Origin of the sequence: Aliiruegeria sabulilitoris (assembly GCF_001558155.1) — a bacterium.
In the GTDB taxonomy this organism is placed as follows: Bacteria; Pseudomonadota; Alphaproteobacteria; order Rhodobacterales; family Rhodobacteraceae; genus Tropicimonas; species Tropicimonas sabulilitoris.
Window position 1 is genome coordinate 169,783 of the sequence record NZ_LOAS01000010.1, and the last position, 14,672, is coordinate 184,454.

Below are 14,672 nucleotides of genomic sequence, written 5' to 3' on the forward strand. Positions count from 1 at the left end.
ATACGTTACATTTCCTCCCAGACGGGATGTGACGCCGTCAAATCACCGCACCCAATCCAAAGACCATAATTGACCCATGCAAGACTCATCTTTTTCTGGACTGGATGCGACAATGATGGCGTGGGATTCGGCTTTCTTGCACAGCCAGCCGATTTCCAATGCCTCTCACAGGGTCTACCTTGATCCCGATGGCTGACCTGTTCGATACCCCCGATTCAAATACCGGCTCAAAGGGGACACCGCGCCCCTTGGCGGATCGTCTGCGGCCGGCCGCTTTGTCCGAAGTGATCGGACAGGACCACCTGCTCGGCCCGGACGGCCCGCTGGGAACCATGCTCTCCGCCGGCAGCCTGTCCTCGCTCGTCCTCTGGGGCCCGCCGGGGGTCGGCAAGACGACGATTGCCCGCCTGCTAGCCGATGAAACCGACCTGCATTTCATTCAGATCAGCGCGATTTTCACTGGTGTGCCCGAGCTTCGAAAGGTGTTCGAAGCCGCCCGGATGCGGCGCCAGTCCGGCAAGGGCACGCTGCTGTTCGTCGACGAGATCCACCGGTTCAACAAGGCGCAACAGGACGGCTTCCTGCCGCACATGGAGGACGGAACCATCGTCCTCGTCGGCGCGACGACCGAGAACCCCTCCTTCGAGCTGAACGCCGCGCTTCTGAGCCGGAGTCAGGTGCTGGTGCTCAATCGCCTCGACGAGGAGGCGCTTGTGGCCATGCTCACCCGCGCGGAAGCCGAACTGGAGCGGAAGCTGCCCTTGACCGCACCCGCCCGCGAAGCGCTGGTGACGATGGCCGATGGCGATGGCCGTGCCCTGCTGAACCTCGTGGAACAGGTCGCCGCGTGGCCGGCCCAGACGCCTCTGGACACAGACCAGCTCACCGCGCGGTTGACCCGGCGTGCCGCACAGTACGACAAGTCGGGCGATGCGCATTACAACCTGATCTCGGCGCTGCACAAATCCGTACGCGGTTCGGACCCGGATGCCGCCCTCTACTGGCTGGCGCGGATGCTCAAGGGCGGCGAAGACCCGCGCTACCTTGCGCGGCGCATCACGCGCATGGCGGTGGAGGATATCGGACTGGCCGACCCACAGGCGCAGGGGATCTGCCTGCAGGCCTGGCAAACCTATGAGCGCATCGGCAGCCCGGAAGGCGAGTTGGCCCTGGCCCAGGCGGTGGTCTACCTCGCGCTCGCGCCCAAATCCAATGCCGGCTACGCCGCTTACAAGACCGCCATGGCCGCCGCCGCCCGCACCGGTTCGGAGCCGCCGCCCAAACATATCCTCAACGCACCGACCAACCTGATGAAGGAACAGGGCTACGGTGACGGTTATCTCTATGATCACGACGCCGAGGACGGCTTCTCGGGGCAGAACTATTTCCCGGACGGCATGAAACGCGGGATCTATTACCTGCCCGTCGAACGAGGCTTTGAACGGGAATTGAAGAAACGCCTGGATTTCTTCGTCCACCTGCGCGCGAAACGGAAAGCCGATTAGAGGGCATGGCGCTCGGTCGTCGCTATTCCCTTACCGGGTGACGAGTGGCAGCAATTGCAGAGAAATGGCGGTTAAAGCGGCGCGGGCAATTGCGCGCGTCACACCCTAGAGCAGGCGTGCATCCTTCGCCCGCTGGATCGCTTCCGCCGTCGTGCGCGCCATCAGCCGTTGACGCGCCGACGTCAGACGCGCCTTGAGCGCGCTTTCGGAGATGCCGAGCTTGGCGGCGGCGGCGGCATGCCGGTCCCCGTCCGCGACGAGGCGTAAAGCCTCCACCTGGGCCCGGGTCAGGTTCTCTGGTGGGTCCGTCATATCATGCATGCGGGCGAAGATCCGGGCCGCGCGATCGCGCTCTGCATCGGTGAACTCCCGATCACCGCGTGCCAGACCGGCGATGGACCGCGACGAAATCGGCCCATAGGCAAGCTGAACGCCGAATTTCAACCCGTATTGGGCCGCTTCGCGCATAATGCCAAAAGTGTCCGGAACTTCGATTTCGCTCCAGCGAGCCGCCCCTTCGGTAGAAAACCCCCAGGCCGTCATTGGATCGCGCATTGCATAAGCCTGGGCCGTATAGCGGTCTACCCAGGCTTTGTCATAGGTGTGGAACGTCATGAGCGGCGCGGCAAAACGGATATGCAGGGCAACGAAATACCCGGCAGGCGCCAATTCGCCCAATAACCGCAGTTCGCGTTCGATATTCGCGCGTTCTTCCATGATGCGAGTTGTGCGCAACCTGCACGGGAATGGTCAATATCAAATTAGCGCGGAATGAACACAATTGCGCGCGGAGTGCCCACTTGCTCCAAAATGCAAAAAGGCCCCGCATTGGGGGCCTTTCAAACATCGCGACTTGGGACGCTTACGCTTCGAGCGCCTCTTCGCGGGCGCGGTCTCCGGCACCCTTGGCGTCGACATCGCGGTCGACCAGTTCGATGATCGCCATCGGCGCCATGTCGCCGTACCGGAAGCCGGCTTTCAGCACGCGGACGCAGCCGCCATTGCGCTCAGCATAGCGGGGGCCAAGCACGTCGAACAGTTTGGCGACATATTTGTCCTGCTTGAGCTTGGACGCAGCCTGACGACGGGCGTGCAGGTCGCCACGCTTGCCCAGCGTGATCAGCTTTTCGATGATCGGCTTGAGTTCCTTGGCCTTGGGCAGGGTCGTCTTGATCTGCTCGTGCTCGATCAGCGAGCCGGCCAGATTTGAAAAGAGCGCCTTGCGGTGCTCGTGGGTGCGATTCAGGCGGCGGTATCCGCGGGCGTGACGCATTTTGTTTCTCCTAGTTGCCCTCTACGGGCGGTTTTGCTTTGTCTGGCCGGAGATGCGTGTCTCCGGCTCTCCTTGGGGCGGAACGCCCATTTGGTTGGTCGCGCCCGAGGGCGCGACCGGTTCGAGATCAGAACTGATCTTCGAATTTCTTGGCCAGATCCTCGATGTTCTCCGGCGGCCACTCCTCGACATCCATGCCGAGATGCAGGCCCATGCCCGAGAGCACTTCCTTGATCTCATTGAGCGACTTGCGACCGAAGTTCGGGGTGCGGAGCATCTCGGCTTCGGTCTTCTGGATCAGGTCGCCAATGTAGACGATGTTGTCGTTCTTCAGGCAGTTCGCCGAACGGACCGACAGTTCCAGCTCGTCCACTTTCTTCAGCAGAAGCGGGTTGAACTCGAGGCCATCGTCCTCTTCCTGGCGACCGGCAGCTTCCGGCTCCTCGAAGTTGACGAAGATCGACAGCTGGTCCTGCAGGATGCGGGCGGCAAAGGCCACGGCATCATCCGGCGTCACGGAACCATCGGTTTCGATCTTGAGCGTCAGCTTGTCATAGTCGAGCACCTGGCCCTCACGGGTCGGCTGCACGTCATAGGAGACCTTCTTGACCGGCGAATAGATCGCATCGATCGGGATCAGGCCGATCGGCGCATCCTCGGGACGGTTCTTGTCGGCCGCGACATAGCCCTTGCCGGTGTTGACCGTCAGTTCCATGTAGACATCCGCGCCTTCGTCGAGGTGGCAGATGATGTGCTCCTTGTTGAGCACCTCAATGCCTGCGGTCTCGGAGATATCGGCGGCGGTGACGACGCCCGGCCCCTTGGCGGCAATCGACAGGCGCTTCGGCCCGTCCACTTCCATGGCCAGCGCAACGCCCTTGAGGTTCAGCACGATGTCGGTCACGTCCTCGCGGACACCGGCAACGGAAGAAAACTCATGCAGCACATTGTCGATCTGAACCGAGGTAATGGCGGCACCTTGCAGAGAGGAAAGCAGCACCCGGCGCAGGGCATTGCCCAGAGTCAGGCCAAAGCCACGCTCGAGCGGCTCAGCCACCAGCGTTGCCTTGCGGGACGCGTCCGCGCCCGGCTTCACGTCAAGCTGCGTCGGCTTGATCAGTTCCTGCCAGTTCTTGTGGATCATGTATGTCGCCTCCATACCTGTTCGCCTGCCATGTCCGAGCAGGCAAACGCCCGAGGTTCAAAATGCCGGAACGGACCGCGCCCATTCTGGCGCGGCCCGAAATATCTTGTCCTGTGCGTCAGACGCGACGGCGCTTCGGCGGACGGCAGCCGTTATGCGCGATCGGGGTCACGTCGCGGATGGACGTGATGTTGAACCCGACCGCAGCGAGGGCGCGCAGGGCGCTCTCACGGCCCGATCCAGGGCCCTGAACTTCGACTTCCAGCGTTTTCACGCCGTGTTCCTGCGCCTTGCGGCCGGCATCTTCGGCGGCCATCTGAGCGGCATAGGGGGTCGATTTCCGGGAACCCTTGAAGCCCATCGTACCGGCGGACGACCACGAAATGGCGTTGCCCTGCACGTCGGAGATCAGGATCTTGGTGTTATTGAACGAGGAATTCACGTGAGCAACGCCGGAGGCGATGTTCTTGGAAACCTTGCGCTTGGTTGCGCGACGATCACGAGCCATGCTGTCAGCCTCCCCTTATTTCTTCTTGCCGGCGATCGGCTTCGCCGGGCCCTTGCGGGTACGGGCGTTGGTGTGGGTACGCTGACCGCGAACCGGAAGGTTCCGGCGGTGACGCAGACCGCGGTAGCAACCAAGGTCCATCAGGCGCTTGATGTTCATCTGCGTCTCGCGGCGCAGGTCACCTTCGACGGTGAAGTTGGCGTCGATATGCTCGCGAATGGCGAGAACTTCGGCGTCCGACAACTCGTTGACGCGGCGGGTCAGGTCAATGCCGACAGCTTCGCAGATGGCTTCGGCGGACGTGTTGCCGATACCGGTGATATAAGTGAGCGCGATCGGGACGCGCTTGGCGGTCGGGATGTTGACCCCAGCAATTCGTGCCAAGAGGAATCTTCCTTCATGGTTGCGGTTCCGTAGCACCAGAACCTTTTTTCACAACAGAGGCCCGACAGCGTCACGCCACCGGGCCGGCTTGCCGCCGATCGACCAAAGCTTTGAAAGCAAGGGACACGACGGCGATTCTCGAATGAGACGTTGTCAACTAATGGGAAAGCCGCAGAGCGTCAAGGGCTCTATTCACGCCTTGTCAAGGCTTTTAGGAATTCCTTCCCAAGCCAGAGCGTCGCCTTTAACCATCGGCGATCCCGGCAAAGGGGTCAACTGGTCTCTTTCGACAGCGTTGCCGACCCTTGGCATCAGGGGGCTCTGCCCCTCGCGCCTTGAAGCGTTCCCCCCGGGATCTTACTCGGGATCTTCCGGGTCAGAAGATGACAATGAGATCCACACCGGCCTTCTTCTGACACAAAATATCCTCGGGGTTTTGGGGGTGCCCCCCCAAGATCGGCCTCAATCTCGGTACAGCGTTCCTACTCCAGGAACCCCAGTTGACGGAAAGAAGCATCCTCTTCCTTGCCGATCACGACATGGTCGTGAATCGTGATCCCGACGGCCTGGCAGGCCTCGGAGATCCTGTCGGTCATCACCACGTCCTCGTTGGACGGGGACGGATCGCCCGACGGATGGTTATGCACAAGGATCAGCGCCGAGGCATTCAACTCCAGCGCGCGCTTGACGATCTCGCGCGGGTAAACCGGCACATGGTCCACCGTCCCTTCTGCCTGCGCTTCGTCGGCAACCAGGTTGTTCTTGCGATCAAGGAAAAGGACGCGGAACTGCTCGGTATCGCGATGCGCCATCACCGTCTTGCAATACTCCATCAGCGCATCCCACGACGACAGCACGGGGCGCTGCATGACCTTTGCCCGCGCCATTCGATGCGCAAAGGCCTCGGCGAGGCGAAGCTGGTAGAAGACTTTGGGCGTCGCTCCCTCGACCTCCATCAGACGCGCTTCCGGAGCAGCGATGACGCCGTTGAGATCCCCGAAAGCGGCAAGCAGGCGCTTGGCGAGCGGCTTCACGTCGATCCGAGGGATCGCGTTGAACAGCAACAGCTCCAGAAGCTCGTATTCCGGCATCGCCGCGTGACCGCCCGACAGGAAACGTTGCCGCAGACGCTCTCGATGCCCCCAGTAATGGGGCCGCACCTGACCGTCATCGCCCTTGACGAGCCCCCCGCCCGCCGTGACATCGGCGTTCAGGCGTTCCGTCCTGCGAAAACCCGGCTCACTGGCGGGGCGGGTCTCGACGCCCGGTGGTGGAAGGCGCGCATCGAGATCGTCCAGCCCGCGCAGGCTGGCCTCCGAAAATCCTCCCCCGTACGCCCGGCGTGCAGTCACCTTGTATGTCGGCCTGCGAACGGACGGAGTTGCCACCGTCCCCTGTCGCTTGTCGCGTCCGGTAATCCTGTCCCAGATAGTTGGCATTGACGGCCATCGCACCCCATGCCGAGTGCGGACGCCCGTCGACCGCATTATGCTCGGCAGCAAGGTAAATGAAACGCTAAGAGGTTAACAAAACGTGTCCGCAGGCGCTGCATCGCTGCGGCCTTTGTTCCGATTCCGGCGCCGGGGTCAGAAACCGCGATCGGCGATCAGGCGAGCAAGGTCGCGCACGGCGGTTGCCCGCGCAGCTGCAATCGCCGGAGCGCCGCCGTCCAGCACGAAAGGCGCGCTGACCGCGAAATCGCCCGAACGGTCCCGCCCTGCGCTCAGCGCTGCGACGAAATACTGGCCTGACATGCGGAACTGGCCATCGGCACCGGCAACCATCTGCTGCACCCGAACGAAAAGGCGCGCCTGCGGCAATTCCTCGAACGGCCAGGGCTCGGCGGCCACACGTGCTCCCGTCATGGTGGAAAGATGCTGGCTCAGCTCCATCGTGATGCCACGTGCCGGATCATCCGCCCAGAGCACCGAGGAGTCGCTGGTCAAGGCGCCCCCTTCACTCTCGCGCCAGATCTCCTCGCTACGCGCATAAGCGGGCAGCGAGACTTCCCGCACTTCAAGCTGCGAAACGCCAATCGAAATGCGTCCCCCGGAGGGAACCGGCGCGGCCGCATAGCGGACGGGTCCTTGCCCGCAAGCCGTAACAAGCGCCAGCAGCGCAACGAGAAGAATTTGAAGACGCATTGCCTGTCCGATCATTCGCTCTTTTGCCCGCGGAGCATACAAGCCACCCACCGGGGAGCAAGCAACTCCACGTTGGCCGCGTAATTTCGTTGCGCCACGCGGCTTGCCTGCCGCAGACGGTGCTCTCGGGATCCGCCCCACATTGGCATGGACACCCTATTTGCCTGTCAGCAAGGCGTTGGGCTTGCGCTCCAGCGTCCGGGCGAGCGAGCGCACGGAGTCGGCAGCCCGACTCACTTCGCGCAGGGTGGCACGCGCCTCGCGGTTGAGCGCACCGGTATCGGCCAGACCAGCCAGCGCCAGTTCGGCCTCCCGCAGGACAGCCTCCGTCCGCTGCACCAATGCCGGCAATTCGGACGACGCATCCGCGACAGAAGTCGCCGCGCGCTCGGCCGAGGCCAGCGCCGCATTTACCGCTGCCACGGTGCCACCATCGCGCAGTTCGGCCAGAGCCTGCCCAACCTGGTCCAACGCCATTTTCAGGCTTTGGGGCAACTCACGCGCCGCTTGCGTGCCGATCATCGCCTCGGCGCTCTCCACCAGCCCGGTGATCTCTGAAACCAGCGTCTCGAAGTCCAGCGCGGCGGCCTTTTCGGTCACCTGGCGCGCCTCGTCGATCAATGCCGGCAAACCTTCGACCGCATCGCCGATATCGCCCGCCGCCGTGTCGACCTTTGCCAGCGCTGAGGTCAGGCTGTCGACCGCACCCGAGGAATTCATGCCCGAAAGCAAGGTCGTGGCTTCCGCGACTGCCCCCTCCACGCTTGCAAGCGATTTCGTGAGCACCTCCGGCAGCGATTTCGTGGCCTCGGAGGAAAGGAAATCGGACGCGTTCGTCGCCAACCCACCGACCTGATCCATCAAGCCCTGCAGATCGACCGAAGCGACTTTTTCGGCAACCTCCTCGATCTGATCGACCAGTTCGGGAACGCCCGATGCCGCCGTGCTGATCTCCACCGCGGCTTCGCTGGCCGCTTCGATCGCCTCGACAAGCTTCGCGACGGCTTCCTGATCGGCGACATGTTCAAGCAGTTGAGAAAACTCGTCCGCAATGCCCGAGACCTTGCCGGACAGCGCCGGCAGATCGGCCGTACCGATCACCTCGCGCACATCCTCGACCGCGCCCTGGATACTCTCCACCGTTCCGCGGACATCTGCCGGGATGCTCTGGATATCCTCGCTCGCCACCAGCGCCGCGGCATTGTCGAGGAAGACCTTGGCAGAATTCAACAGATCCTCGATCGGCAGGTCGCTGACCCGCTTCAACAGCCCCTCGGCGGCGACATCCACGCCTTCGACCTCGGCCGTGACCGATGGGAAGATCGGGTAGGGATCGCCGTCCCGCTGGAACTCCGCCGGCCCCACCTCGGGGATCTGAACCATCTCGATCCGAAGCGCAGCCGTGAGCAGGCCGGAACGCGCCAGCCGGGCGCGCCAACCCTCTGAGACCGCCTGCTCGAACATGTCGAGAATGGCCTCTCTCTCGTCTTCGGGATTGTCCGTGTCAGGCGCGGCGTCGATCTTGCGCATCTCGATCTGGAGCACCACGACAAGCCGCACCAGATCGTCGCCGAACTGTTCCGGGTCAACCCGACCGGAAATGCCGACGACCTCGCCGATTTGCAGTCCTCTCAACATGACCGGCGCCCCGACGTTCAGACCGGTAACGTTCTCCTCGAACACCATCGCCAGTTCCATCGTGCCGCCATTTGCCTTGCGGCCGTCAAAGAGGCTCTGGCGCGCGTCGTCCACATTTGGAAAGACGGCAAAGACCTCCCCGTCGCGAACGGGGTTGCCCCCTGAAACCACCGTCTCGAAGCTGACACCGCCGGAGATCAGGGAGGCAAGGCTCTCGATATCCACCGAAGCGCCCCCTGTCCCGATATTGAAGGACACGCCCGAGGCATCCCAGAACCGTGATTGCGAGGTCAGAAGCTGGTCATGCGGCGCATTGATAAAGGCCTCCGCATTGATGGTGATCCCGTCGGCAGACAGGACGGGACGGCCGACACGGCCCACTTCCAGCCCCTTGAACAGGATGGGCGCCCCTTCCGACAAGCCCTTGCCGGATCCGGAGGACAGCATGATCCGCGTGCCTTCCTGATCCGGACGGGCCACGGGACGTTCTTGAAGGCCCTCGAATTGCGTGTGCAAACCGCCGGGAACCGCGTCCCAGCTTCCTTCGATATAGACGCCGCTGAGAACCGTCTGCAACCCCGTGACGCCGCGCGCCGAAACCTCCGGCTGAACCACCCAGAACACCGACTCGGAATCGACGAAGGGTTCCACATCCTTGTCCAGTCGGACATGGGCGATGACATGGGACAGGTCATCCGAGAAATCCAGGTCCTCGACAACGCCGACCGAAACCTCCCGATAGCGCAGTTGGGTCTGCTCGGGGGTGATCCCGGAGGCTTGCTCAAAGCGGATCTCGATGACGGAGCCACGGTCCTGGTAGGTCTGCCAGGCCATGCCCACCGCGATGGCCAACGCGACAAGGGGAACGATCCAGACGATGGAAACACGCTGCATCAGACTGCGCCTGGCAGGTTGAACGGGAGTCTGGGGTATCTGGTCTGTCACGTCAGGAAATCCTTGCGGCTGTCATCCGGTTCGGCCTCGGCGGGGGGGTCGAGGCTGTCCCAGATCATGCGGCTGTCAAATGATCGTGCCGCGAGCATTGTAAAAACGACCGCGAGCGCAAAGGCCACGGCGGCGGACCCGGGCTGGATCGACACCACCACCGAGAGTTGGACAAGCGCCGTGAGGACGGCGACGACGAATACGTCGATCATCGACCAGCGGCCGATGAATTCGACAAGCTCATAGAGTTTCATGCGGCGCAGCTGATCGGACGGCAGGCGGTATTGCACCGACAGCGCCAGGTAAGCCACGGCGAGGAACTTCGCAATCGGAATGACGACCGATGCGAGCAGGATCACCAGCCCGACCGGGATCGCTCCATGCATCATCAGCACGATGGCCCCGCCGACAATCGTGTCGCCCGATGTCCGGGCCAGGAAAGTCGTCTCCAACATCGGAAAGACATTCGCCGGAATGTAGCACAGCAGCCCCACGACCCACCACGCCCAGACCCGCGACATGGATTTCACATCGCGCGAGACAAGCCGGGCGCCGCAGCGGACACAGGTGGTTGTCCCGATTGGCCAGACACGGGCGCAATGCGTGCAGGAGACAAGCCCCGCTTCCTTTGCGGTCACGACATGTCCCGCGATCGCGGGATGCTCATCCATTCTGCCGGTCTCCCCGTTCCAGCGCCGACCAGATCGACCAGCGGCACAGGAAACCATCCTGGAAAACCGTCACCAGCACTAGCGCCACGAAAAGCCAGAAGGCCATGCCAAGCTCGACATGCGCCATGGCGGCGACCTTGACCAGAGCAACCCCTACCCCCAGAACGAAGATCTCCGCCATCGACCAGGGCCGCAGTTCTTCGGACAGACGGAAAGCAGTGCGCGCACCGCGCCATGGCTTCTTGTCCAGCATAAGCGGGAAAAGCGCGAAGATCACGAGGATCGCCCGCGCGATCGGAACAAAGATGATCAGCGCGACCACCCCGATCGACAGGCCCAGCATTTGATACTCCGAGAAGGACAATGCCGCATCGGCGATGGAGGTGGAATGGGATAGCCCCCCAGCCTCGATGCTGAGAAACGGCATGAACATGGCTGATACCAGCAGGACCAGAATGGCCAGAGCGAAGGCCACGACCCGAATTACGGCGCCATCGACCGGCGCGATCAGCACCGTGTGACAGCGCGGACAGACCGCCCGCTCACCGTTCTCCGGTTCTGCGGCACGATAGAGCGCATCGCAGGCCGGGCATGCGATCAGCTCTTCCAAATCAGCCTGTATGTCTTGCGTCGAGGGCACGGCGTTTCCTGGTCTCGTTTTCGAAACGCACCCTAGCATTCGTTTTCGCCTGTGCAATGGCGGCTCGAGTGCCGAATGGCCGTAAATGTCCGGCCCCGTGCGCCCAAAGCGTTGACCTGCCTCAAGGTGCCCCAAGGGAATGCGTGATACCCTGCGGGCACCATTCCAGGCAGAGAGTGGAATTGCGGCGCCGCGAGGATCAGTGCTTCCGTGCCGGCGACAATAGCGGCCCGACAGCCGCGAAAGGATGAAGCCGGCCTCAACCGCAGCGAGAGGAGGGCTTGTCATGCGTTTGGATCAATTCACTAAAACCACGAAAGGCGGCATTGCGTTGCTCTTTGGCATCGCAGCAGCAGCCACGTTCTGCCTTGTTCCGACACCGGCTGCCGCGGAAGAAGAGTTGATCGGCTCTGACGAATACATGAATTCCTGCCTCGCCTGCCATGGGGTCGGCGGGACCGGCAACGGGCCGATGGCAGAGTACCTCACGGTCGAACCCAGCGACCTGACAAAGATCGCCGCCGAAAATGACGGTATCTTCCCGCTGCTGGACGTTTTCCAGATCATCGATGGACGGTCGATCGTCGGTGCGCATGGCGTCCGCGAAGCCGGCACTATCGTCGGGTCGGCAGAGATCCGCGATTCGGAGGCTTGGGAAATGCCGGTCTGGGGAGACCGCTACGTGAAGGATGTCGGTGAAAAATACGGGCCGTACGGGAGTGAGCAAGCCGTCAGGGCCCGCATCCTCGAGTTGGTATTCTACATCCAGTCGATTCAGCAATACTGAGCCAACCCTGCCCGAATGCCAGCCCATCGGCCTGACACCAACAGGACAAGGGCTTCATGAAAGCCGCCCCGGGAAAGTTCCAGGGAAGGCTCCATGGACGGGGGTTGGGACGTCACATCTGAAGGCGCTTCACGCGCGTGCCACTTCCCGCTCGCCGGCCGTGATCGGGCAGTAGGAGACGTGCCCGGGTGCGATCTGCTGTGGCGCAGGACGCTCGCTGGCGCAGGACGGCTGCGCCAGGGGACAGCGCGTGCGGAAAACACAGCCCGAGGGCGGGTTGAGTGGCGAGGGCAGATCGCCCTCCAGAACAGGATGTTCGCGGGCCAGTTCCACGACCGGGTCCGGGATCGGCACCGCCTGTACCAGCGACCGCGTATAGGGATGCACGGGCCGCTCGATCAGCGTATCGGCATCAGCGGTTTCCATGACCCGGCCCAGATACATCACCAGGATCCGGTCCGAGATGTGTTTCACCACCGACAGATCATGCGCAATGAAGATCAGCGACAGACCGAGATCGCGCTGAAGCTCGCTCAACAGGTTGATCACCTGCGCCTGTACCGACACGTCCAAGGCCGAAACCGGCTCGTCGCAGATCACCAGCTCCGGGTTCAGGATCAGCGCACGCGCAATGCCGATGCGCTGGCACTGCCCGCCCGAGAATTCGTGCGGGTAGCGGTTGATCTGGTTCGGCAACAGCCCCACCCGTTCCATCAACTCGCCGACCCGACGCTTCACATCCGCCTTGGAGGTGCCGGGGGCGTGGGTAATGAGCGGCTCCGCGATGATCTCGCCAACCTTCATGCGCGGGTTGAGCGCGGCCAGCGGGTCCTGAAAGACCATCTGCGCGGCCTGCCGGTGCTGGCGGCGCTTGTGCGGGTCCATCTGCAGCAGATCATCGCCCTTCCACAGCACCCGCCCGCCGGCGGCCGGCACGGTATTGATGATGGCGCGCGCCACGGTGGACTTGCCGGACCCGGATTCGCCCACGATGCCAAGGGTCTCCCCCTTTTCCAGCTCGAAGGACACACCGCCAACGGCGTGCAATGGAATGGAAGGCGTCCAGGGCCAGGCCCCGCGCGGACGAATGTTGAAGGTGACGCGAAGGTCTTCGACCTTGAGAAGCGGCGTGCTCATGCGACCTCCTCCGGGCTGCGGTGACAGGCGCGCACACGGGTCTCGGAGACACGCTCCAGCGCCGGGGCTTCCGCCTTGCAGCGCTCGATGGCTTTCGGGCAGCGCGGTTCGAACGGACACCCCCTGAACCCCCTGAGCATGTCTGGCGGCTCGCCGGGGATGGTGGGCAGCGTGTCTTCCTTGCGGTCCAGTCGCGGCACGGCGTCGAGCAGGCCGAGCGTGTAGGGATGGGTCGGGTTGGCGAAGATCTCCGCCGTCGTGCCCCGCTCCATGATCCGGCCGCCATACATGACCATCGTGCGCTCGCAGGAGCCCGCAACAATGCCGAGATCATGGGTGATCAGGATCATCGCGGTGTTGAACTCGGCCTGGATGTCGCGCAGCAGGTCCATGATCTGCGCCTGCACGGTCACGTCGAGCGCGGTGGTCGGTTCGTCGGCGATCAGCAGGCGTGGGCGACACAGTAGCGACATGGCGATCATGATACGCTGCCGCATGCCGCCGGAGAACTCGTGCGGATACATGGTGATCCGCGCCGCGGCATCGGGAATGCGCACGGCGTCGAGCATGCGCACGCATTCGGCCCGCGCTTGCTTGCGGGACATGCCGCGGTGGAGCGTCAGCACCTCTTCCATCTGGTCGGAGACCTTCAGGAACGGATTGAGCGAGGTCATCGGGTCCTGAAAGATCATCGCGATCTCGTCGGCCCGGATACGGTTCAGCTTGGCCTCGGGCAGGTTCAGGATCTCCTGCCCGTCCCATTTCACCGAGCCCGTGGCGTGACCGTTGCGCGCCAGCAGGCCGATGGCGGCAAAGGCGGTCTGCGATTTGCCGGAGCCGGACTCGCCGACGATGGCGAGCGTATCGCCCTCGCGCACGTTGAAGGAGACACCGTTGACGGCCGAAACGATGCCGTCATTGGTTTCGAACTTGACCGTGAGGTCCTTGATTTCAAGCAACGCCATGGATCAGCGGTCCTTCGGGTCGAGCGCATCGCGCAGCCCGTCGCCAACGAAAAAGAAAGCGAAAAGCGTGATGACAAAGAAGAAGAGCGGGTAGAGCAGCATCCAGAGCGTGCCATATTGCATCTGCTTGGCACCTTCGGAGATCAGCGCCCCCCAGGAGGTGGCGGGCTCCTGCACACCGAGACCGAGGAAGGAGATGAAGCTCTCGAAGATGATCATGGTCGGCACCAGCAGCGTGGCATAGACGATGACGACGCCGAGCAGGTTGGGCACGATATGCCGGCGGATGATCGTTGAGGGGCGCACGCCGATCGCGTGGGCGGCCTCGACGAATTCCTTGTTCTTGATGCTGAGTGTCTGGCCGCGCGCAATCCGCGCCATGTCGAGCCAGGAGATCAGACCAATCCCGACAAACAGCATCAGGACCGAGCGGCCGAAGATCACCAGCAGCAGGATCAGAACGAACATGTAGGGGATCGACAGCATCACGTCGACGATCCGCATCATCACGTTGTCGATCCGCCCGCCATGGTAACCGGCGGTGGCGCCATAGACGGTGCCCACGACCACGGCGATCAGCGCACCGATCAGGCCGACCATGAGCGAGATTTGCGTGCCCTGCACGGTGCGGGCAAAGAGGTCCCGGCCAAGATCGTCCGTGCCGAAATAGTGCTTCGACTCGAAGCTCGGCCGGCCCATGGTGTCGACCTGTCCGAGCACCGCCCAGTCGACTTCCTCGTTGGACCAGGGCGTCATGTGCTGCCCGAAGGCGGCAAAGAGCCCGACCAGGATCAGGATGATCAGGCCACCCACGGCGGCCTTGTTGCGGAAGAAGCGGATGCGGGCATCGGCCCAGAGTGAGCGGCCTTCGATCTCGGCACCGATCTGGGCTGTTTCCAGCTCCTTGGCTTTTGCGCGGTTGAGGATCATG

At 62.9% G+C, this 14,672-nt stretch carries 15 protein-coding genes; 2 read left to right on the plus strand and 13 right to left on the minus strand.

What is annotated here, in order from left to right; genetic code table 11:
• Positions 1-188: 188 nt before the first annotated feature.
• Positions 189-1,505, plus strand: coding sequence for a replication-associated recombination protein A (locus AX756_RS10805; RefSeq protein ID WP_068310981.1), 1,317 nt, complete (start codon positions 189-191; stop codon positions 1,503-1,505).
• A gap of 105 nt (positions 1,506-1,610) precedes the next feature.
• Here AX756_RS10805 and AX756_RS10810 read toward each other — a convergent pair whose 3' ends face one another.
• The 10 genes from AX756_RS10810 to AX756_RS10855 form a co-directional block, all read right to left on the minus strand.
• Complete coding sequence (locus AX756_RS10810) at positions 1,611-2,222, minus strand: autoinducer binding domain-containing protein (protein ID WP_068310983.1); 612 nt, start codon at positions 2,220-2,222, stop codon at positions 1,611-1,613.
• A gap of 145 nt (positions 2,223-2,367) precedes the next feature.
• Complete coding sequence (rplQ, locus tag AX756_RS10815; protein ID WP_068310985.1) at positions 2,368-2,778, minus strand: 50S ribosomal protein L17; 411 nt, start codon at positions 2,776-2,778, stop codon at positions 2,368-2,370.
• Between the two features lie 127 nt (positions 2,779-2,905).
• Positions 2,906-3,922: a DNA-directed RNA polymerase subunit alpha gene (locus AX756_RS10820; protein WP_068311169.1), complete on the minus strand. Its 1,017-nt coding sequence runs from the start codon at positions 3,920-3,922 to the stop codon at positions 2,906-2,908.
• 118 nt (positions 3,923-4,040) lie between these two features.
• Positions 4,041-4,430, minus strand: coding sequence for a 30S ribosomal protein S11 (gene rpsK / locus AX756_RS10825; RefSeq protein ID WP_068310988.1), 390 nt, complete (start codon positions 4,428-4,430; stop codon positions 4,041-4,043).
• Between the two features lie 15 nt (positions 4,431-4,445).
• Entirely contained in the window at positions 4,446-4,814 is a 369-nt protein-coding gene (gene rpsM, locus AX756_RS10830; RefSeq protein ID WP_068310991.1) for a 30S ribosomal protein S13, read from the minus strand.
• A 482-nt stretch (positions 4,815-5,296) separates the two neighbouring features.
• Positions 5,297-6,253, minus strand: coding sequence for a RadC family protein (radC, locus tag AX756_RS10835; protein WP_082739045.1), 957 nt, complete (start codon positions 6,251-6,253; stop codon positions 5,297-5,299).
• 147 nt (positions 6,254-6,400) lie between these two features.
• A complete protein-coding gene (locus AX756_RS10840; RefSeq protein ID WP_068311183.1) occupies positions 6,401-6,958 on the minus strand; it encodes a PqiC family protein in 558 nt (185 codons plus the stop codon).
• A 156-nt stretch (positions 6,959-7,114) separates the two neighbouring features.
• Complete coding sequence (locus AX756_RS10845) at positions 7,115-9,490, minus strand: PqiB family protein (protein WP_068310994.1); 2,376 nt, start codon at positions 9,488-9,490, stop codon at positions 7,115-7,117.
• A gap of 47 nt (positions 9,491-9,537) precedes the next feature.
• On the minus strand, positions 9,538-10,212 hold the full coding sequence (locus tag AX756_RS10850) for a paraquat-inducible protein A (RefSeq protein ID WP_068310997.1): 675 nt from the start codon (positions 10,210-10,212) through the stop codon (positions 9,538-9,540).
• The gene (locus tag AX756_RS10855) at positions 10,205-10,852 is read right to left on the minus strand and encodes a paraquat-inducible protein A (RefSeq protein WP_068311000.1); all 648 of its coding nucleotides are present in this window, start codon (positions 10,850-10,852) and stop codon (positions 10,205-10,207) included. The genes AX756_RS10850 and AX756_RS10855 overlap by 8 nt, the downstream gene beginning before the upstream one ends.
• Before the next feature lie 286 nt (positions 10,853-11,138).
• On the opposite strand from AX756_RS10855, the gene AX756_RS10860 reads away from it, so the two are divergent.
• Positions 11,139-11,639, plus strand: coding sequence for a c-type cytochrome (locus AX756_RS10860; RefSeq protein WP_068311003.1), 501 nt, complete (start codon positions 11,139-11,141; stop codon positions 11,637-11,639).
• Between the two features lie 129 nt (positions 11,640-11,768).
• Here the strand turns inward: AX756_RS10860 and AX756_RS10865 are convergent, their stop codons facing one another.
• From AX756_RS10865 to AX756_RS10875, 3 genes are read right to left on the minus strand one after another with little or no spacing between them, the layout of a single operon-like run.
• Positions 11,769-12,776: an oligopeptide/dipeptide ABC transporter ATP-binding protein gene (locus AX756_RS10865; RefSeq protein ID WP_068311006.1), complete on the minus strand. Its 1,008-nt coding sequence runs from the start codon at positions 12,774-12,776 to the stop codon at positions 11,769-11,771.
• A complete protein-coding gene (locus tag AX756_RS10870) occupies positions 12,773-13,741 on the minus strand; it encodes an oligopeptide/dipeptide ABC transporter ATP-binding protein (RefSeq protein ID WP_068311009.1) in 969 nt (322 codons plus the stop codon). Before AX756_RS10870 ends, AX756_RS10865 begins: the two co-directional genes overlap by 4 nt.
• A gap of 3 nt (positions 13,742-13,744) precedes the next feature.
• Positions 13,745-14,671, minus strand: coding sequence for an ABC transporter permease subunit (locus AX756_RS10875; protein ID WP_068311012.1), 927 nt, complete (start codon positions 14,669-14,671; stop codon positions 13,745-13,747).
• Position 14,672 lies beyond the last annotated feature (1 nt).

Coding starts and splice junctions, on each gene's coding strand:
- AX756_RS10870 (WP_068311009.1), bottom strand. CDS start 13,741: ATGGCGTTGCTTGAAATCAAGGACCTCACGGTCAAGTTCGAAACCAAT.
- AX756_RS10850 (WP_068310997.1), bottom strand. CDS start 10,212: ATGGATGAGCATCCCGCGATCGCGGGACATGTCGTGACCGCAAAGGAA.
- AX756_RS10805 (WP_068310981.1), top strand. CDS start 189: ATGGCTGACCTGTTCGATACCCCCGATTCAAATACCGGCTCAAAGGGG.
- AX756_RS10840 (WP_068311183.1), bottom strand. CDS start 6,958: ATGCGTCTTCAAATTCTTCTCGTTGCGCTGCTGGCGCTTGTTACGGCT.
- AX756_RS10820 (WP_068311169.1), bottom strand. CDS start 3,922: ATGATCCACAAGAACTGGCAGGAACTGATCAAGCCGACGCAGCTTGAC.
- AX756_RS10875 (WP_068311012.1), bottom strand. CDS start 14,671: ATGATCCTCAACCGCGCAAAAGCCAAGGAGCTGGAAACAGCCCAGATC.
- rpsK (WP_068310988.1), bottom strand. CDS start 4,430: ATGGCTCGTGATCGTCGCGCAACCAAGCGCAAGGTTTCCAAGAACATC.
- rplQ (WP_068310985.1), bottom strand. CDS start 2,778: ATGCGTCACGCCCGCGGATACCGCCGCCTGAATCGCACCCACGAGCAC.
- AX756_RS10860 (WP_068311003.1), top strand. CDS start 11,139: ATGCGTTTGGATCAATTCACTAAAACCACGAAAGGCGGCATTGCGTTG.
- AX756_RS10845 (WP_068310994.1), bottom strand. CDS start 9,490: ATGCAGCGTGTTTCCATCGTCTGGATCGTTCCCCTTGTCGCGTTGGCC.
- radC (WP_082739045.1), bottom strand. CDS start 6,253: ATGCCAACTATCTGGGACAGGATTACCGGACGCGACAAGCGACAGGGG.
- AX756_RS10865 (WP_068311006.1), bottom strand. CDS start 12,776: ATGAGCACGCCGCTTCTCAAGGTCGAAGACCTTCGCGTCACCTTCAAC.
- AX756_RS10810 (WP_068310983.1), bottom strand. CDS start 2,222: ATGGAAGAACGCGCGAATATCGAACGCGAACTGCGGTTATTGGGCGAA.